The following is a 20,460-nucleotide window of genomic DNA, read 5'->3' on the forward strand; positions in this document are numbered from 1 at the left end:
GACAAACAGAGAATCGTTTAAATCCCGTTCCGGCCAGTCGCCCCGAATAGGGTTGTGACTGCACCAGAAAAGTGATTTAAACAGTGCTCTATATGTTTTCTGCAAATAAATATGGAGGAGAATAGATATGGATAATAAGTTCGTAGTAAACATTGGCCGTCAGTTGGGCAGTGGCGGTCGTGAAATTGGTGAGAAACTGGCCGCGCGTCTGGGCATATCTTTTTATGACAAGGAGCTTATCCAACTGGCTTCGGAAGAAAGTGGCCTGTGCAGTGAGTTTTTTGAGCGTGCCGATGAGCGCCCTGCCCAGGGATTGGTGGGGGGATGGTTTGGCATGCGCTTCCCGTTTATAACCGACGGCACCATACCTGCCAATAACTGTTTGAGCAACGATTCGCTGTTTAAGGTGCAGAGTGATGTCATACGCCGCCTGGCTGCCGAGAAGTCGTGTCTGTTTGTGGGCCGTTGTGCCGACTACATCTTGCGCGAGCATCCGCGCTGTGCCAATGTCTTTATCTCATCGACCAAAGAAGACCGGATAGCCCGCCTGTGTCGTATTCATGGTTTTGGCGCACAAGAGGCTGAGGCAATGATGGCGAAAGCCGACAAGAAGCGTTCGGAGTATTACAATTATTACAGTTACAAAACGTGGGGGGCAGCGGCTTCCTATCACCTTTGTGTGGACTCGTCGGTGCTGGGCATTGAAGGAACGGTGGACTTTGTAGAAGAATTCGTGCGTAAGAAACTGGCGCTTTAGGCGTAGGTCTTGTCTGTGAAACAGAAGAGACTGCCTGGCAGTGAATGTGTGCCGGGCAGCCTCTTCTGTTTTTTATCGGTTTCCTGCTCTTACATCATGGTCAGCAATATCATTTGCCCTGCCAAGATGCGCAGGAACATGGTGAGCGGGTAGACCGTAGAGTAGCCTACAGACGGTGCTGTGTTGCCGGCTACCTGGTTGGAGTAAGCCAGTGCAGGAGGGTCGGTAGTGGCACCGCCTATAAGACCCATCAGGATAAAATAGTTTACCTTGAAGAATCCGCGGGCGAACACGCCTACAATCAGCAACGGAATGACGGTAATCAGGAAGCCCCAGAGCACATACAGCATGCCATCGCCCTGCAGTACTGTCTGCACGAATTGTCCACCTGCGTCAATACCCACGCTGGCAAGGAACAGTACCAGACCAATCTCGCGCAGCATCAGGTTGGCACTCATCGTAGTGTAAGTGACCAGTTTCAGCTTATATCCGAAGCGGCCAATCAAAATGGCTACCACCAGCGGACCGCCGGCCAAGCCTAATTTGACGGGTGTCGGCATGCCGGGGAAGGAAATAGGCAGGCTGCCTACCAATATACCGAGGAACAAGCCGACAAAGATGGTGACAATGTTCGGTGTATCGAGCCTCTTCAACTGGTTGCCCAATACGAGGGCTACACCGTTGACGGCATCCTGCTGGCCTACCACCATCACACGGTCGCCTACCTGAAGTGTCAGGTTGGGAGCGGCGAAGAGGTCCATGCCCGAACGGTTGACACGTGTAACTGTTACGCCGTAGGTGCTGCGGAAGTGCATGTCGCCCAGCTTCTTGCCGTTGATTTCAGATTTGGTTACAAGGATGCGTCTGGATACCATCGGCATATCCTGATGTTCCCAGTCTACATCTACCTCACGGCCGATAAAGGCTGAGATGGCTTCAGCATCTTCTTCGGAACATACCATATAGAGCTGGTCGCCTATGTGGAATTTGGTGTTCTGGTCGGGGATGGAGACATGGCCTTCGTGACGGATGCGGGTACATACGAAAGGACGACCCAGAAATTCCTTGACCTGAAGCAGCCGCTTGCCGTCGATGGACTCGTTGCGTACCTCCAGCGTCATCAGGTGCGGCTTCTGTTTCTCATCGTCCTCGCTGTGGCGCAAGGCCTCTTCTTCCTTGTTGAAGTCCACGCGGAAGATGTAGCGGATGGCAATGATGGAGCCGATGATGCCCAACACGCCCAGCGGGTAGGCACAAGCATAGCCCAAGGCAATGGGGTCGCCCGTGTATTGCAGTTGGTTCAGGGCCTCCTGCGCAGCACCAAGTCCCGGTGTGTTGGTGACGGCACCGTAGAGGATACCGATCATCATTGGAAGCTCGACACGGCCGTTGGCTACGAAGTAAATAGTGAGGGCCACCACAATGTTGAGCACTACAATCATGACTGCCAGCAGGTTCAGTGTCATGCCGCCTTTCTTGAAAGACGAGAAGAATGACGGACCTACCTGCAAGCCGATGCAGAACACGAACAGAGTCAGACCGAACTCACGTAAAAAATGAAGGATGGGCGTGGATACCGTGAAGCCGAAGTGCCCCATCAGAATGCCCATAAACAGGACGAATGTCACGCCCAGCGAGATACCTGCCACCTTGAGTTTGCCCAGCAATACGCCTATCGCTATCACAAAGGAATAGAGGAAGACGATGTGGGCTACGGATGACGGGTCCCATAACAAACTGTTTAACCAATCCATAGTTTTTATAATGTTAATGATTTTGATTCGCGGTTAATGCCCGCAAAAGTACGCAATACGCACGAAGATGCCAAGTTTTTTAGCAGAAAAAAGAACTTCCTCATCTCCCTGTCGGTCTTATCCGGAGGTGCGTGGAAACCTTCTGCCTGTGTGGGGGATGCAAACGGACGCAACTTTCGCACAAAGTTGAAAAAAGTGAGCAATAGATGGTCCCACAATCGACTTATTCCTTATATTTGCAGAATAAAGTGAAATCACACTTATTTCAACCTACATTATAATAAATAAATTATGGCAGAAAACAAAGAAAAACTCTTCTCCGACTTTCCATCCGTCAGCACTCAGGAATGGATGGACAAAGTCACGGCCGACCTGAAAGGTGCCGATTTTGAGAAGAAACTCGTTTGGCGCACAAACGAAGGATTCAATGTGAAACCTTTCTATCGCCGTGAAGACCTCGAAGGGCTCCGCATCACCGATGCTCTGCCTGGTGAGTTCCCTTATCTGCGCGGCACGAAGAAAAACGACAATTCCTGGCTTATCCGTCAGGACATCCGTGTGGAAGACCCTGCGGAGGCCAATGCCAAAGCACTCGACATCCTGAATCGGGGCGTGGACTCCTTGGGCTTCAGCATCAAGGCCAAGCAATTGGATGAGGCTTATCTGGAAACTCTACTCAAGGACATTTGCGCCGAGTGCGTGGAACTGAACTTCTCCACTTGCCAGGGACATGTGGTCGAACTGGCTCATCTGTTAGTGGCTTATTTCAAGAAGCACGGATATGACCTCTCCAAGCTCCGTGGCTCCATAGCCTACGACCCGCTGGGCAAGATGCTCTCCAAAGGCAAGGAGCGTACTCTCATGGCCGAAACGGGCAAGGCGTTGCTGGATGCCACTGCCGAACTTTGCGGCTATCAGGTGCTTGGCGTGGACGCGTCTTTGCTTTGCAATGCCGGTGCCTATATCTATCAGGAACTGGGCTATGCGTTGGCGTGGGGTAATGAGTATATGAATGCCCTGACCGAAGTCGGTGTGCCTGCCGCTACGGTGGCCAGAAACATCCGGTTCAATTTCGGCATCTCTTCCAATTACTTCATGGAAATCGCCAAGTTCCGCGCTGCCCGCATGCTTTGGGCAGACATTGTAGAGCAGTATCTGGGCGAGGGCGAATGCAAATGTGCCGCCAAGATGCACGTACATGCCGAGACTTCCAAGTTCAATTTGACGCTCTTCGATTCGTATGTCAACCTGCTCCGCACACAGACAGAGGCCATGAGTGCGGCTTTGGCAGGTGTAGACTCCATGACGGTTCTGCCTTTCGATGCCGCCTATGAGACTCCCACCGAATTTTCCGAACGTCTGGCGCGCAACCAGCAGTTGTTGCTCCGCGAAGAGTCGCACTTCGATAAGGTGGTCGACCCGGCCGGCGGTTCTTATTACATTGAAAACCTGACAGCTTCTATCGCCGCCCAAGCCTGGAAACTCTTCCTGGCGATGGAAGAAGAAGGCGGATTCTATGCTGCTGTCAAGGCGGGTAAGGTGCAGGAAGCTGTCAATGCCAGCAATAAAGCCCGCCATGAGGCTGTTGCCCGCCGAAAGGAGATTCTCTTGGGTACCAACCAATATCCCAACTTCACCGAACTGGCCGGCGAGAAGCGTCCGATGGAAGCCACATGCTGCTGTGGAGGAGGCCATGAACATACGTGTGAGAAAGACTGTGCTTCGCTCGACTTCTCGCGTGCAGCCAGCCAGTTTGAGGCATTGCGTCTGGAAACGGAGCAGAGCGGCAAGCGCCCGAAGGCCTTCATGCTTACCATCGGCAATCTGGCCATGCGGCAGGCACGTGCCCAGTTCTCGTGCAATTTCCTGGCCTGTGCCGGTTATGAAGTTATCGACAACTTAGGCTTTGCTTCCGTTCAGGAAGGCATCGATGCTGCTATGGCTGCCAAGGCCGACATCGTGGTGCTCTGCTCCAGCGACGATGAATATGCCGAATATGCCATTCCTGCCTTCCAGGCTTTGGCCGGGCGTGCCATGTTCATAGTGGCAGGGGCTCCCGCCTGCATGGACGAGCTGAAGGCTGCCGGCATCGAGAACTTCATCCATGTCCGTGTCAATGTGTTGGAAACACTGAGAGAATACAATAAGCAGTTATTAAAGTAGAACACAGAGACACAAAGTCACAGAGTATTTATGGATATACTGCAACGGGATTATTACAATGCTTTGAGCAATAAAATTATCGGAGCAGCTATTGATATCCATCGGGAATTAGGACCGGGACTATTAGAGACAGTGTATGAGGCTTGTTTGATAGCTGAGTTACATGACCGCGGATTGCAGGTTGATAGTCAGGTTGAACTTCCTGTTTATTATAAGGGGCATAAGTTGCATAAGGATTTCCGGATAGATTTATTGGTGGAGGATAAGATTATTGTAGAGTTGAAAGCTGTGGAAGAATTGAAAGATGTTCATGAAGTGCAGTTGGTCACCTACTTAAAGTTAGCCAATAAGAAATTGGGATTGCTTATCAATTTCAATGTTCCTGTGTTGATGCAAGGAGTTAAAAGAAGAATTAACGGTTATTTTTGAACGAGAATAATTTTGACTCTGTGTCTTTGTAGCATAAAACATTAATCTTTGTGTCTTTGTGCCTCTGTGTTTAAATGGAAAAAGAATTATGAGAAAAGATTTCAAGAACATCGATATATATGCCGACTTCAAGCCCGCCAACGGGGCAGAGTGGCAAAAAAACAACGGCATCCATGCAGATTGGAAGACGCCGGAACACATCGAAGTGAAGCCTGTTTATACCAAGGAAGACTTGGAAGGCATGGAACATCTGGATTATGCTGCCGGCATTCCGCCTTATTTACGCGGACCGTATTCCATGATGTATACCTTCCGTCCGTGGACCATCCGCCAGTATGCCGGATTCTCCACTGCCGAAGAGTCTAATGCATTCTATCGCCGCAATCTCGCCAGTGGCCAGAAGGGTTTGTCTGTTGCTTTCGACCTGCCTACACACCGTGGCTATGACCCCGACAATGAGCGTGTGGTGGGCGATGTAGGTAAGGCTGGCGTGTCTATCTGCTCGTTGGAGAACATGAAGGTGCTTTTCGAGGGTATTCCTTTGAATAAAATGTCCGTTTCCATGACGATGAACGGTGCCGTGCTGCCCGTCATGGCTTTCTACATTAATGCCGGTCTGGAGCAGGGCGCCAAGCTGGAGGAGATGGCCGGTACCATCCAGAACGACATCCTGAAGGAGTTCATGGTGCGCAACACTTACATCTATCCACCCGCATTCTCCATGAAGATTATTTCCGACATCTTCGAGTACACCTCGCAGAAGATGCCTAAGTTCAACTCCATCTCCATTTCCGGCTATCACATGCAGGAAGCCGGTGCCACGGCCGACATCGAACTGGCTTATACCCTGGCTGACGGTCTGGAATATCTGCGTGCCGGTGTCAATGCCGGGTTGGACATCGATGCCTTTGCCCCGCGCTTGTCTTTCTTCTGGGCCATCGGAACCAACCACTTCATGGAAATCGCCAAGATGCGTGCTGCCCGTATGCTGTGGGCCAAGATTGTGAAGCAGTTCAACCCGAAGAATCCCAAGTCGCTGGCACTGCGCACTCACTCACAGACATCCGGCTGGTCGCTCACCGAGCAAGACCCCTTCAACAACGTGGGACGTACCTGTATCGAGGCCATGGCGGCTGCCTTGGGTCACACGCAATCGCTGCATACCAATGCCTTGGACGAGGCCATCGCTCTGCCTACCGACTTCTCCGCCCGCATTGCCCGCAATACGCAGATTTATATCCAGGAAGAGACTTACATCTGCAAGAACGTCGACCCGTGGGCAGGTTCTTACTATGTGGAGTCTTTGACCAATGAGATTGCCCACAAGGCATGGGAGCATATTCAGGAAATCGAGAAACTGGGCGGTATGGCCAAGGCCATTGAAACCGGCTTGCCCAAGATGCGCATCGAAGAGGCGGCTGCCCGCACGCAAGCCCGCATCGACAGCGGCACGCAGACCATCGTGGGCGTGAACCGGTATCGCTTGGACAAGGAGGCTCCCATCGACATCCTGGAGATTGACAATACGGCCGTGCGCCAGGAGCAGGAAGAGAACCTGAAGAAGCTGAAAGCCAACCGCAACCAGGCTGAGGTGGACAAGGCGTTGGATGCTATCACCGAATGTGTCAAGACCGGCAAGGGCAACCTGCTGGAGCTTGCCGTCGAGGCTGCCCGGGTACGTGCCACGCTGGGCGAAATCTCATACGCATGCGAGAAAGTTGTAGGACGTTATAAAGCAATCATCAGAACCATATCAGGCGTGTATTCATCAGAAAGTAAAAACGATGCAGACTTCGCCAAGGCATGTGAACTGTGCGAGAAGTTTGCCAAGAAGGAAGGTCGCCAGCCGCGTATCATGATAGCCAAGATGGGCCAGGACGGGCACGACCGTGGTGCAAAAGTAGTGGCTACGGGTTATGCCGACTGCGGTTTCGACGTAGACATGGGTCCGTTGTTCCAGACTCCGGCCGAGGCTGCGCGCGAAGCGGTGGAAAACGATGTTCATGCCGTGGGCGTATCGTCGTTGGCTGCCGGTCATAAGACGCTCATCCCTCAGCTGATTGCCGAACTGAAGAAGTTGGGCCGTGAGGACATCGTGGTGTTTGCCGGTGGTGTCATTCCTCCGCAGGATTATGATTTCCTCTATCAGGCAGGTGTGGCTGCCATCTTCGGGCCGGGTACTCCGGTGGCCAAGGCTGCTTGTCAGATATTGGATATTCTGATGGACGAGGAATAATCGTTCTGTCGGTAGCCGGAAAAGTAGAGGGTATTCCCGAAAGGGGGTACCCTTTTTGCGTATGCTAACCTTGAGGTTTACGCTGCTAACCTTGAGGTTTACGTCGCTAATATGGACGTTTATGCTGGAATGGAACACAGAGACACGGAGTTTATTTCTGAAGAGGGGGAGAGTGCACGGAGCGAAAGTTTTGACTTCGTGTCTCTGCGCTCCATTTCTTCTTTCCCGGAAACTGCCTTCACGCTTACACCACCCGCTGAAATTTTGTGAATCAGATGGTTATGGTGAAAGATACATCCTTCACACATCTTTCACACTTTGATTTTACTTAAATAGTGTTATATAAGCCTTCCTTATGGAACAATTTGTATATTTCCCAGAAAGGTTATATCTTTGCAGAGTGTTTTTCATAGTATTAGATTTTAAGGTTAACAAAGGTTGGGCTCAGCGGAGCCCTTTTTTTATGTCTGTATGCATGCGATTCCCGTTTGCCTCCATGCCAGAAAGCAGTATATACATATATTTATAAACTACATTTCCAAGCTCTTTGACGCCGATTGCCAAGCTCTAAGCATCGCGGTGCCGGACTATGGGGAGCATGGTGCTTGTCACTTAGAAACAACCGTCTGTCTGCCAGAGAGATAGGGATTTTGTAATAACCGGTTTTCTAACTCCCGGCGGGCAGTGGTATGCATGGCTCTGAACAACAGGGAGAGAAATGCGTGGGGATGTCTCGGGAAAAGCATAAAAGTTATATCTTTGCAGGGTGAAACGAACTTGCATAAGCAGATGGAACGATGGACGGTGTGTGTAACCATAAGATTCTCTTCTCCGAAGCGCTCAGGGATTTGGTAGAATTCCTGAGGCAGCGACGTTTGGCCGATGTGTTCCGTTTTGTATCTTTTGTACCGGGAGAATCGTACGGTCCGCACAGTCATCTGCGCATTGAACTGAATTACGTGAAGAAAGGTTCGTGCCGGATTCTGTTGGAAGACGAAAGCGTGTCGTTTCAGGAAGGCGACCTGATGCTGCTTCCCTCCCATGTTTCCCATAAGTTTGAGGCGGGCGAGAAGGGATGCACCCTGATGCAGCTTGAATTTCTGCCGGATATATTTTGGCAGTTGAATTCTCTTCAGCCCTTGTCGGTAGAAGAGCAGGGCACTTCCTTTGCTGCTCCCTTATGGAACCTCTCCGAACAGAAGCGTCTGCTGAAGATGGTGGATGACATACGGATTGTGCAGGAAGTTCGCTCTGTCATCAATGAGCTACAGCAGCAGGAGGAAGGGTATGAATATCTGGTGGTCTTGTCGTATGCCGAGCTTATGGTGCTGATTTACCGTTACATGGTTCGCCATGCATTCCCGTCCGGCATGAACAGGGTCTTGCAAAAGGCTGTCGGGTATTTGAGGCTGCACTATGCTTCGGATGTGACGATGGCCGACGTGGCTGCACATACCGGGGTGAGCGGGCGCTATCTGAGGAAGATTTTCTCTCAGGAATTCCATCTGTCGCCTTTGGGCTATCTGCAACGTATCCGGATAGACAAGGCTGTGGAATTATTGAAGAATACGGATTTGTCAGTGAAAGAGGTGGCTTATCTCTGCGGCTACCATTCGTCTCAGTATTTCTCGCGTGTCTTCAGGCAGTATGCGGGAGTCCTCCCGCAGGAAATCGGACGGGGAAAGGAACGGAAGTAGTTCCATTTTGTGTGGTTTTTCTTCTTGTCTGTTCCGTTTTCTTTCTAAAAATAGACATGGGAGAGTTTGTGAATATAGTTTGTGTTGCTTAATTTTGCACGTGACTTTTCTATAACCTGTTTATGTATATCGTGAAAATGAAATATATCTTGTTGCATATCGCTGCCTGTCTGTTGCGTTGTCTGTCTGTGCCCGTTCATGTTGCAGGGCTCAGTCCGCTGCGGGCAGCCTGTGTCGGCAACAGCATAACATCCCGTGCCGACATGTCCTATCGTGAGCCAAACGACAATAATTATTTTTTAGACAGAATAGATATGAAAAGTAAAACTTTGTTTTTCAGCACGCTTTTGCTGGGTGCTTGGGCAATGCCTTTTATGGCTCAGGCGCAGGAGAAAGCGGGTGCAGGGGAAGATATTCCCTTTGCCAACACCATTTGTATTGAGGGCGACAGTCCGGAAGTTATCATTGAAAAGGCGGCTCATGTGGTGCCGACAGACAATCAGTTGTCTGCTCTCCGCAATGAGTTTATCGCTTTCATTCATTTCGGTCCCAATACCTTCAGTCGCCGTGAGTGGGGCACGGGCAAGGAAGACCCCTCTCTTTTTGCCCTGAAAGATTTGGATACCGACCAGTGGTGCCGTGCGATGAAGTCAGCCGGTATCAAGATGGTCATCTTTACTGCCAAGCATCACGACGGTTTTGTGCTGTGGCAGAGCCGTTATACGAAACACGGCATCATGTCTTCTCCTTTCCGCGACGGGAAGGGAGACATTCTGAAGGACCTTTCGGAATCTTGCCGGAAGTATGGGTTGAAGCTGGGTGTCTACCTTTCTCCCGCCGACCTGTACCAGATAGAGAATCCCGAAGGGCTCTACGGCAATCTGAGCAAGTACAGCGAGCGCACCATTCCCCGTGAAGTTCCTGGCCGTCCGTTTGCTGACAAGCGTAAGTTCAAGTTCGTGGTGGACGATTACAACGAGTATTTCCTGAACCAGCTTTATGAACTGCTGACCGAATACGGCCCCATCCACGAGGTGTGGTTCGACGGTGCTCATCCCAAGCGCAAGGGTGGCCAGACCTATAACTACCCGGCGTGGAAGAAACTGATTCACGAGCTGGCTCCTGAAGCGGTCATCTTCGGCCGTGAGGACGTGCGCTGGTGCGGCAACGAGGCCGGCGGAACCCGCGACACAGAATGGAACGTGATTCCTTACAGCGAAAATCCTGACACGACCAGCCACTTCCCGGACATGACGGATACCGACCTGGGCAGCCGTGAGCAGCTTTATAAAGGTAAATACCTTCACTACCAGCAGGCCGAGGTGAACACCTCCATCCGCGAAGGCTGGTTCTACCGTGACGACACGGACCAGAGGACCCGCAGTGCGGACGATGTGTTCGACATCTACGAGCGTGCCGTGGGTGGTAACGCCACATTCCTGCTGAACATCCCGCCTAACCGCGAGGGACGTTTCTCGGAGACGGACGTGAAAGTGCTGGAGGAAGTCGGCAAAAGAATCCGTGAGACCTACGGAACAGACCTTCTTGAAGGGGCATCGGGTCCGGAAGAGGTCTTGGACGACAACGATGATACGTACATCATGCTGGACGGTACGAAGACATTCACCGTGACCATGCCCCAGCCTGTCAAAATTAACCGCCTGATGCTGCAAGAAGCTGTGGCCCGGAGAAGCGAGCGGGTGGAGAAGTTTGCGGTGGATGCCCGTGTGGACGGTGCATGGAAGGAAATAGCCACTTCGACAAATATCGGCTACAAGCGTCTGCTTCGCTTCCCCGAAGTGGTTACTGACGGTCTCCGTTTCCGTCTGCTGGCCTCCCGTATGTCTCCGTCCATCAGCCATATCTCTGCCTATTACTATGCAGCCAAGGCTCCCCAGCTGGAGGTGGTGCAGGATGCTCAGGGCGTAGTGACTATCCGTCCCAAGCTGCAGGATTTCGGCTGGAAGTCGCATAATCAGAACGCTTCCGAGAATCTGAATGCAGGTTACAAGATCTATTACACGACAGACGGTACCACGCCAGACGAGCACTCTGAGGTTTACAGCGCTCCGGTGTCTGTGGGCAACTGCACGCTGAAGGCCGTGGCTGTGCTGGACGGCGAAGCCGGAGCGGTATGTACGGAAAAGTTGGGTTATGCCAAGTCTTCCTGGAAGCCAGTTTCGGCAAGCAGTGAAACGGAGAACCATCCCCTGTCGGCTGCTTTCGATGCCAACCCGAACACGTACTGGTCTTCGGCAGAAACAGCCCTTCCCCACAGTCTGACCATCGACTTGGGAGAGGAAAAGTCTCTTTCCGGATTTGCTTACACCCCACAGACCCACCAGCGTAAGGGTATGATGGCCAAAGGCACGGTGAGTGTGAGCAGCGATGGCAGTCAATGGAGCAAGGCAGTCGACTTTGAATTCGGTAACCTGGTAAACGATCCTACCAAGCGCTTCTGCGACTTCACGAAGGCACAGAAGGCACGTTACGTGCGCATTGAAGTCACCGGCATCGAAGGAGGAGGAAACAGTGTGTCTGTGGCGGAGATTGACTTGTTCTGATACGGACTGAAACTTGTGAACTAACCACTAACAAACTTATCTGCTAATGCAAAAACTTCTTCTGAATGCTTTTATATGGGCGGCTCTCTCTGTCGGACTGGAGGGAGCGTTTACGCCTGTTCGGGCGGCAGATGCTGAAAAGGAAAGTCGTTCTTATTGGTTGCCCGATTATGTGCGTGGCGTAGAAAATCCGGTCATATCCCTGAATGGAGAATGGGAATTCCGATATACGGCCGACAGCCCGTGGACCTCTATCGAAGTGCCGGGTGAAGCCGCCATGCAAGGGTATGCCATCCGGCATGATGCACCTTTCTGTTATCGGAGGATGATTCATGTTCCTGCCGATTACCAGGGAAATAAAATCATCCTTCGTTTTGACGGGACTTACAGCAAAGCCCGGCTTTATGTCAACGGTACCTTGGTGCGTGAGCACAACGGTGGATTTACCCGGTGGGAAACAGACATTACTCCCTACGTGAAAGCCGGGGCAGACAATGAGCTGATGCTTGAACTGACGGACCCGTTGGATGACATTTCTTATGCTTCAGGCTATGCCCACCATCCAGTTGGTGGTATCCTGCGGGATGTGACCCTTTTTGCCACCCCCAGCGAGTCTGTCTGCAACGGGGCATTTGTCACCGATTTGGACAGTCTGTATCAGGATGCCGTGTTGAGCTTTACCGGTGAGACTGGCGATGCCCGCCGTATGTCTGTGCGTCTTTCGCTTTTTTCTCCTGAGGGCGATAAGGTGAAAACGGTTTCCCGGCGCATGGAAACAGAAGACGGTGTAGCGAAAGTTGAAATGGCTGTGTCCTCTCCCCGGAAATGGGATGCCGAACACCCGCATTTGTATAAAGTGAAACTGGAGGTGCTGAAAGGCAATAAAGTGACTGCCAGCTATACGAAACAGGTGGGGTTTCGCGAAGTGGAGGTGCGTGGCAACCGCATGTTGGTTAATGGTCAGCCCGTGAAGTTGCGCGGGGCTTGCCGGCACGACATTCATCCTTTGCTGGGCAGGGTAGCTACCCCTGAAACGGACAGCTTGGATGCTGTGCTCTTCAAGGAGGCCAATATGAATTTTGTCCGTACTTCGCATTATCCTCCTACGGAACGATTTGTAGAGTTCTGTGACCGGTATGGTATCTATGTGGAGTGTGAGACTGCCGTCTGCTTCGTCAATACCCACCGCCAGAAGAACTATGCACCGGGAGCCACACAAGACAACCCGGACTATGCCGACTGGTATAAGTCGCAGTGCGTGGAGATGGTTCGTACCATGCGTTCTCATCCTTCTGTCTTATTCTGGAGCATCGGCAACGAAAGCACTTACGGTAGCAATTTCCAGTTGTGTTATGATTACGTGAAACGCACAGACAAGACACGTCCGGTCATTTTCAGTTATCCCGGTTCGACACCCCGCGAGAAGAAGATTTATGATATTGTCAGCATGCACTACCAGGATGTATACGGCAATCTGGACCAATGGGGCGTTTCTACCCGTAACTTCCAAACTCCCGGTATGCCGGTCATTTTCGATGAATGGGCTCATCCGGCCTGCTACACATATTCTACGTTGCAGACCGATCCCAATATCCGTGAATTCTGGGGAAAATCGCTGGACATGATGTGGAGTGGCCTGTTTGATGCCCCCGGTGGACTGGGAGGAGGCATCTGGGGCTATGTGGATGAAACTTTTGCCCTGCCGGAGCCTAAGGTGGGCGATGCTTTCTGGAAGGAGTTTGCCCATACGGCCAAGCCCGAGGGATTCCGGGGCAATTGTGTGGGCTATGGTGAATGGGGCATTGTAGATGTCTGGCGCAGAAAGAAACCGGAGTTCTGGTCTACCAAGAAAGCTTATTCGCCGGTAAGGCTCTTGTCGGACGATGTCATAGCATTTACTCCGGGCATGCCGATAGCGTTTACGGTGTACAATCGTTTTGACCATACGGACCTGGACGAGATAAAGGCTTTTTATTCTTGGCGGGGACTTCGGAAAGAAGTGGCTTTACCTTCTGTATCTCCTCATGCCAAAGGGGTGTTGAACATTCCCGGCGAGGATTGGACGGCAGGTGAGTCTTTGCGGGTAGAATTTTGCACAGCCGATGGCGAACTGATAGATTCTTATCAGTTGGCATTAGGCTATAAGCCGGTGGCTTATCCGGAGTTGTTGGGAACCGGTACGGATTTGAAGGTAGAAGAAGATGACGCTTTTGTTGTGTTCGAGGGGAGTCGTTTTGAAATACCGTTCAACAAGACTACCGGCCTGATAGAAAATGCCCGGGTAAACGGGGAAGTATGGATTGAGCAAGGACCATTCCTCAACCTGTATGTCAATCTGAACCATTTGTCGGGGGCAGAAGTCCGTAAGATAGCCGACCATTATGAGGTGGCTGCAACCGATTGGGAGAAAAAATCCTTCCGTTGGGAACAACGGGCAGATGGCGTTTATGTCTATCTGAGCGGGACATACCGGCAGATAGAAGTCGGTTTGGTCTTTAAAATCACTGCCTCGGGTGAGATGACTGTAGATTATACGGTAGACGGTGCTCCCAATGGGTATGTGCGTGAGTCGGGGCTGGCTTTCCGGTTGTCAGGTTCCTTTGACCGCCTGTGCTGGAGTAGGGATGCTTATTGGAATGATTATCCCTCCGATGCCCTTGCCGGAAACGAAGGAAATGTGCCGCTTTTCAACCCCGATGTGCCTGCTTACGGGCAGAAACCGGATGGGCCATGGGCTTTGGATACGCACAATTATTATTATTGGGCAGACAAAGGAGCCAATTGCCGGCAGCCCCTTACTCAAGCGGCAAAAGGGATGAAGGAGAATATTTACTATTATTCCTTGGAGTCGGCAGGTGGTGCAGGCAGATTCTCTGTGCTTTCCACCGATGCGTCAGCGGCTTGCCGCATCCATAAAATGGCCGACGGGCAGTTGGTGCTTTATGCCAACAACCGTTGGGATTACCCAGAAATAGCCTGGGGAAATTATTGCCGACAGCTGGAAGCTTTGCCTTGCTATGGGCGAATCGCCTTTCAGTTTAACAAACCGACTAACTCCGATTAGGTTTCCAGAAAGAGCTTCCTGAGGCGATTCGGCTGTTTGCCAGTATGTCATCCGGAACAAAGTGAAGCATCTCCTCCCGGCTTTTGGCGGGTGGGGGATGCTTCACATGCTTTATAAAGGCAGGCTTCCGCATACGCTCTTTCGTGCGTATCTGCCTCAGGGGCTCTGCCATAAGGTCTTGAGAAGCGAATTATGTCGTAATTGGTTGTCATTCAGTAGACTGTCGGGGGAAACACATTCTCTGCATCACCTTCACGGCATACACTGTCTGCCTAAGCGCGTACAGCGCCGCTTCTTATATATACGCCGTTTGCTTCCAAGCTATATGCTGCTGCCTGCTTCAGTATAAGCTTTCCAGTGCCGGGCAATAGAAACATCTCTGCTTCTTCCCAATCCGGACAAGTCCCGAATTAACTGATATTTTTTTGTATCTTTGTCCCCCGAATAGTAAGACTTGAATACAGAATGATAGTTTGCATTGCCGAAAAACCTTCCGTGGCGCGCGACATAGCCGACGTGCTGGGGGCAAGGGAGAAGAAAGACGGATACATCGAGGGAAACGGTTACCAGGTGACGTGGACCTTCGGACACCTCTGCACACTGAAAGAGCCGCACGAATATACGCCCGACTGGAAGCAGTGGCGGCTGGAGTATCTGCCTATGATTCCGCCACGTTTTGGCATTAAACTGATAGAAAACCCCACCTATGAACGCCAGTTCCGAGTCATCGAACGCCTCATGCAGCAGGCCGACATGATTATCAATTGTGGCGATGCCGGGCAGGAGGGGGAGCTCATCCAGCGCTGGGTGATGCAGAAAGCAGGGGCACACTGTCCCGTGAAACGCCTGTGGATTTCTTCGCTCACCGAGGAGGCTATCCACGAAGGGTTTGCCAAGTTGCGCGATGCTTCCGATTTCCAGCCTCTTTATGAAGCCGGGTTGAGCCGCGCCATCGGTGACTGGCTGCTGGGCATGAACGCCACACGGCTTTATACCATGAAGTATGGGCAGAACCGGCAGGTGCTGTCTATCGGGAGGGTGCAGACGCCTACCCTGGCGCTGATTGTAAACCGTCAGCTGGAAATAGAACATTTTGTGCCTAAGCAATATTGGGTGCTGAACACTCTTTACCGGGAAACCGCGTTCACCGCGCTGGTGAAGAAAAGTGAAGAAGAACTGATTCTGGATGCGGAAAAACAGAAGGGACTTCCTGCCGGACAGAAGCCCAAGAGGGAGGAAGACAACCGTGGCATTGAACCGATTACGGACAAGGCGCGCGGCGAAGAGTTGCTGGCCCGCATCAAGGATTTGCCTTTCACGGTGACTGCCGTGACCAAGAAGGAGGGGAAGGAAGCGCCGCCGCGTTTGTTCGACCTGACTTCCTTGCAGGTGGAGTGCAACCGGAAGTTTGCCTATTCTGCCGACGAAACACTGAAGCTTATCCAGTCGCTCTACGAGAAAAAGGTGGCTACATATCCTCGCGTAGATACTACTTTCTTGAGCGATGATATTTACCCCAAATGTCCAGGTATCCTGAAGGGATTGCGCGGATACGAAACGCTGACCGCACCGCTGGAGGGACAGCATTTGCCTAAATCGAAGAAAGTATTCGACAATTCTAAAGTGACCGATCACCATGCCATTATTCCCACCGGGCAGCCTCCCGTTAATCTGACAGATATGGAACGGCGGGTGTTCGACCTTATAGCCCGGCGGTTCATTGCTGTTTTTTATCCCGACTGTAAATTTGCCACAACAACCGTGTGGGGAGAGGTAGACGGCATTGAGTTTAAAACTTCCGGCCGCCAAATTCTGGAACCCGGTTGGAGAGTGGTCTTCGCTGCTTCGGCTGCTGCAGACGACAAGGACGAGAAAGAAGGAGATGCCGAACGGGTATTGCCCGTTTTTGTAAAAGGCGAATGCGGACCCCATCAGCCCGACTTGGTGGAGAAGTGGACCCAGCCTCCTAAGCCTTATACGGAGGCCACTTTGTTGCGCGCCATGGAGACGGCAGGTAAGCTGGTGGATAACGATGAACTGCGTGATGCCCTGAAAGAAAACGGTATCGGTCGCCCGTCTACCCGTGCCGCCATCATAGAGACACTGTTTAAACGTAACTATATCCGCAAGGAACGCAAGAACCTGATAGCAACCCCTACGGGTATAGAACTCATACAGACTATCCACGAAGAACTGTTAAAGTCGGCCGAACTGACAGGTATTTGGGAGAAAAAACTGCGCGAGATAGAGAAACGGACGTATGATGCCGCTCAATTTCTGGAAGAACTGAAGCAGATGGTGCGCGAGATTGTGGCAAGCGTATTGGCCGACCACAGCAACCGTCGTATTACCGTGCAGGCCTCTGCGTCTGAAAAGAAATCTGCTCCTAAGGAAAAAAAGGCAGAAGCCCCCGTAAAAGAGCCTAAAAAACGGGCTCCGCGGAAGAAGAAAACCGAACAGCCTGTTGTATCTGCCGAAGGGGATGCATGCGTGGGCAAGCCTTGTCCTTTGTGTGGAAAAGGTGTGATTATCAAAGGAAAAACGGCTTACGGTTGCTCCGAATGGAAAAACGGATGCACGTACCGGAAGCCGTTTGGCAGTTGATGCACGCTTTGTGTGTGCGTTACATACTTCCGTAGTTCAGGTAGAATTCCGTGACGGCCACGATGCCTTTGTGCAAGATGTCCAACGGTATGTTTTCGTTGGGCGAATGAATGGCATTGCTCTCCAAACCGAATCCCATCAATACAGTCTTGATTCCTAACACCTGCTCGAAGGTTGAGATAATGGGAATGCTGCCTCCACGGCGTACGGCCAGCGGCTTTTGTCCGAAAGCTTTCTCAAAACCTTTCTCGGCAGCCTGGTAAACAGGCAGCGTGATGGGGCAGACGTAGCCCTGTCCGCCGTGCATGGGGGTAACTTTTACCTGCACGGTATCCGGAGCAATGGCCACGATATAGTCGGCAAACTGGCGTGAAATCTTCTCGTGGTCCTGGTGGGGAACAAGCCGGCACGATACTTTGGCGTATGCCTTGGACGGGAGTACCGTTTTCGAACCTTCGCCCGTATATCCTCCCCAGATGCCGCAGACATCGAAGGAAGGTCGGCAGCTATTGCGCTCCAGTGTGCTGTAGCCTTTTTCGCCCGCCAGGGCTTTTACTCCTATGGCCTGTTTGTATTTTTCTTCGTCGAAGGGGATGCGGGCTATCATGTCGCGTTCGGCCTGGGGCACTTCTTCTACATCATCGTAGAAACCGGGCACGGTGATGCGGCCGTCTTTGTCTGTAATCCGGGCAATCATTTGGCACAGTACGTTGATGGGATTGGCCACGGCACCGCCGAAATGGCCGGAATGCAGGTCACGGTTGGGTCCTGTTACCTCTATTTCCCAGTAGGCCAGTCCGCGCAGGCCGGTGGTGAGCGAGGGCAGGTCGGCACCCAGCATACTGGTATCTGACACAAGAATGACATCGGCTTTCAGCAGTTCCCTATGCTCCCGGCAGAATCCTTCCAAGCTGGGAGAGCCGATTTCCTCTTCCCCTTCGAAGATGAATTTCACATTGACGTTCAGCAGACCGTTCTTTGCCAAATATTCGAAAGCCTTGACCTGAATGAACGACTGTCCTTTGTCGTCATCGGCACCGCGTGCCCAGATATGTCCGTCGCGCACTTCGGGTTCAAAGGGGGCACTTTTCCACAACTCCAGGGGTTCGGCGGGCATCACATCATAGTGGGCATAAACCAGCACGGTTTTAGCATCGGGATTTACGAGTTTCTGTGCAAAAACAATCGGGTTTCCTGCCGAGGGCATCACATGGGCTTCGTCTGCTCCGGCTTCCAGCAGGAGCTGCCTCCAGCGTTGGGCGCAGGCCAGCATATCATCTTTATGTTCGGGTTTGGCACTGATGCTGGGAATGCGGATAAGGCTGAACAGTTCGTCAAGCATCCGCGGCTCGTTGTCTTGGATATATTGTTTAATGGACATGGGTAGAAGTTATTTATTGAGCGCGGATTACGCGGATAATTGGAGAGAGTATGGTGTACTTGTCCGTGAAATCCGTGTAATCCGCACCCATGATAGGTCTATAACTGGGTCATGCGGTCAATCAGGTAATAGTCCAGCATGGTCATGGCAGCCATGGCTTCCACGATGGGTACGGCGCGCGGCAGTACGCAGGGGTCATGCCTTCCGCGTGCTTTCAGCGTGGTGTCCTGTCCGTCTAAGTTGACAGTGTGCTGTTCCATCAGTACAGTAGCTACAGGCTTGAAGGCTACGCGGAAGTAGATGTCTTCGCCGTTGCTGATGCCGCCTTGTATGCCGCCCGAATAGTTGGTGCGTGTTTCGATACGTCCGTTATGGTTGTAGAACACATCGTTTTGTTCCGAACCTTTCATCTTCAGTCCCTTGAATCCTTCGCCGTATTCGAAGGCTTTGGCAGCATTGATGCTCAGCATGCCCGAAGCCAAAGCCGCTTGCAACTTGCCGAATACAGGTTCGCCCAATCCGATGGGCACACCTTGGATAACACAAGTCACCACGCCGCCTATCGTGTCGCCCTCTTCCTTCACCTTATATATATATTCCTCCATTTCCTTGGCTTTTTCCGGGTCCGGACAACGCACAGGGTTGGTTTCGATGAGGCTGAGGTCATAGGCCGTATAGTTTTCTTCCAGTCGGATGGCTCCTACCTGCGAGGTGTAAGCCGTGATGTGCATGCCCAACTGGCGTAAAGCCAATTTGGCCAACGCTCCTCCTACCACCCGGGCAATGGTTTCGCGGGCCGATGAGCGTCCGCCGCCCCGGTAGTCGCGAATACCGTATTTCAGCTTATAGGTATAGTCGGCATGTGAAGGCCGGTAGACACTCTGCATTTCGCTGTAATCGCTGGAGTGCTGGTTTTTGTTCCATACCAGGAATCCGATGGGGCTGCCCGTAGAGCGTCCTTCGAAGACGCCCGACAGAAGTTCCACCTTGTCATCTTCCGAGCGCGAGGTGGTAATACGCGACTGTCCCGGCCGGCGCCGGTTCAGTTCTGCCTGCACAAAGTCCATGTCTATTTTGACACCCGCGGGAAATCCGTCTAATACGCCTCCGATGGCCTTGCCGTGTGATTCCCCAAAAGTGGTAAGGCGGAGGAAATTACCGAATGAATTAAACATACTTCAAATGCTTTAAAGGTTGATAATTAGGCTGATGCATTGGTCTCCCGGTAAAAAGCGACGTTTGCTCTTTGTAAAGTTAGTCATTTTTTCTGAAAAAAGCTCAGTTTATGGTAGTTTTTTTGTGCATTTTCCTTTGAAAGGCCGGAAGGTGCCGGAAATGCCGAGTGACGAATGCGGAATCTCGTCCTGAGAAAGCTGCTGTCTTGTCCGGTGAAGTGATTGGGAATGTTCGGTCTGCGTATGATGTATATCGTTGGTAATCAGTGCCCCAGTCCTTATATATAAGCAGCACGCTGCTTATGGCCCGGCAGTGCGCTGCTTATCGCTTGGAAATTTCTCTGGAAGGGCTTATCGGCAAACGGGCTTGTACATACGGGCATCAGCATAGGGTATAAACAGTTTAAATCACTTGGATGCTTGTTCTGGTAGTGCCTTTGCCGAACTTTGTCTTTTCCTTTCCATTCTTTTTCTTATCGCAGGGAGATGAGAAACTGGTTTCCGCCTTGCTGTTTGCCCTTCGTATGTCCTGTTTTTGTCGCTTATTGTGCTATTTTTCTTCCGTTTTAAACGTATTTTTGCTTTTGGATAATATCCGTTTTCTGTTTGCTTTATTGGATGTGTCTTAAAAAAAGA

General features: G+C 51.6%; 11 protein-coding genes. 8 read left to right on the forward strand and 3 right to left on the reverse strand.

The genetic code is table 11. The features are described 5' to 3' along the window. The first annotated feature begins 127 nt into the window (after positions 1-127). Entirely contained in the window at positions 128-757 is a 630-nt protein-coding gene (locus tag B5F34_RS11780; RefSeq protein ID WP_087339213.1) for a cytidylate kinase-like family protein, read from the forward strand. A gap of 89 nt (positions 758-846) precedes the next feature. Here B5F34_RS11780 and B5F34_RS11785 read toward each other — a convergent pair whose 3' ends face one another. Continuing rightward, positions 847-2,511 carry a putative transporter gene (locus B5F34_RS11785; RefSeq protein ID WP_087339216.1) on the reverse strand — a complete coding sequence of 555 codons (1,665 nt, stop codon included), beginning with the start codon at positions 2,509-2,511 and terminating at the stop codon, positions 847-849. 291 nt (positions 2,512-2,802) lie between these two features. Here B5F34_RS11785 and mutA point away from each other — a divergent pair, with 291 nt between their 5' ends. The 7 genes from mutA to B5F34_RS11820 all read left to right on the forward strand — a co-directional run bounded on the left by mutA (position 2,803) and on the right by B5F34_RS11820 (position 17,268). Continuing rightward, positions 2,803-4,674, forward strand: coding sequence for a methylmalonyl-CoA mutase small subunit (gene mutA / locus B5F34_RS11790; RefSeq protein WP_087339219.1), 1,872 nt, complete (start codon positions 2,803-2,805; stop codon positions 4,672-4,674). Between the two features lie 30 nt (positions 4,675-4,704). Next, positions 4,705-5,103 (forward strand): GxxExxY protein, encoded by a 399-nt coding sequence (locus B5F34_RS11795; protein WP_204245604.1) that lies wholly within the window; start codon positions 4,705-4,707, stop codon positions 5,101-5,103. Between the two features lie 88 nt (positions 5,104-5,191). After that, the gene (gene scpA / locus B5F34_RS11800; RefSeq protein ID WP_087339222.1) at positions 5,192-7,339 is read left to right on the forward strand and encodes a methylmalonyl-CoA mutase; all 2,148 of its coding nucleotides are present in this window, start codon (positions 5,192-5,194) and stop codon (positions 7,337-7,339) included. Between the two features lie 797 nt (positions 7,340-8,136). Beyond that, positions 8,137-9,036, forward strand: a complete 900-nt coding sequence (locus B5F34_RS11805) for an AraC family transcriptional regulator (RefSeq protein WP_087339225.1) — start codon at positions 8,137-8,139, stop codon at positions 9,034-9,036. 365 nt (positions 9,037-9,401) lie between these two features. Continuing rightward, positions 9,402-11,600 carry an alpha-L-fucosidase gene (locus B5F34_RS11810; protein WP_239448934.1) on the forward strand — a complete coding sequence of 733 codons (2,199 nt, stop codon included), beginning with the start codon at positions 9,402-9,404 and terminating at the stop codon, positions 11,598-11,600. 46 nt (positions 11,601-11,646) lie between these two features. Beyond that, a complete protein-coding gene (locus B5F34_RS11815; RefSeq protein ID WP_087339228.1) occupies positions 11,647-14,664 on the forward strand; it encodes a glycoside hydrolase family 2 TIM barrel-domain containing protein in 3,018 nt (1,005 codons plus the stop codon). A 465-nt stretch (positions 14,665-15,129) separates the two neighbouring features. Beyond that, the gene (locus B5F34_RS11820; RefSeq protein ID WP_087339231.1) at positions 15,130-17,268 is read left to right on the forward strand and encodes a DNA topoisomerase 3; all 2,139 of its coding nucleotides are present in this window, start codon (positions 15,130-15,132) and stop codon (positions 17,266-17,268) included. 19 nt (positions 17,269-17,287) lie between these two features. On the opposite strand, the gene B5F34_RS11825 is transcribed toward B5F34_RS11820, so the two are convergent. Continuing rightward, a complete protein-coding gene (locus B5F34_RS11825) occupies positions 17,288-18,649 on the reverse strand; it encodes a dipeptidase (protein ID WP_087339234.1) in 1,362 nt (453 codons plus the stop codon). 98 nt (positions 18,650-18,747) lie between these two features. Continuing rightward, positions 18,748-19,824 carry a chorismate synthase gene (aroC, locus tag B5F34_RS11830; protein ID WP_087339237.1) on the reverse strand — a complete coding sequence of 359 codons (1,077 nt, stop codon included), beginning with the start codon at positions 19,822-19,824 and terminating at the stop codon, positions 18,748-18,750. Positions 19,825-20,460: the final 636 nt, after the last annotated feature.

Source organism: Mediterranea sp. An20 (genome assembly GCF_002160055.1).
Classification (GTDB): domain Bacteria; phylum Bacteroidota; class Bacteroidia; order Bacteroidales; family Bacteroidaceae; genus Bacteroides; species Bacteroides avicola.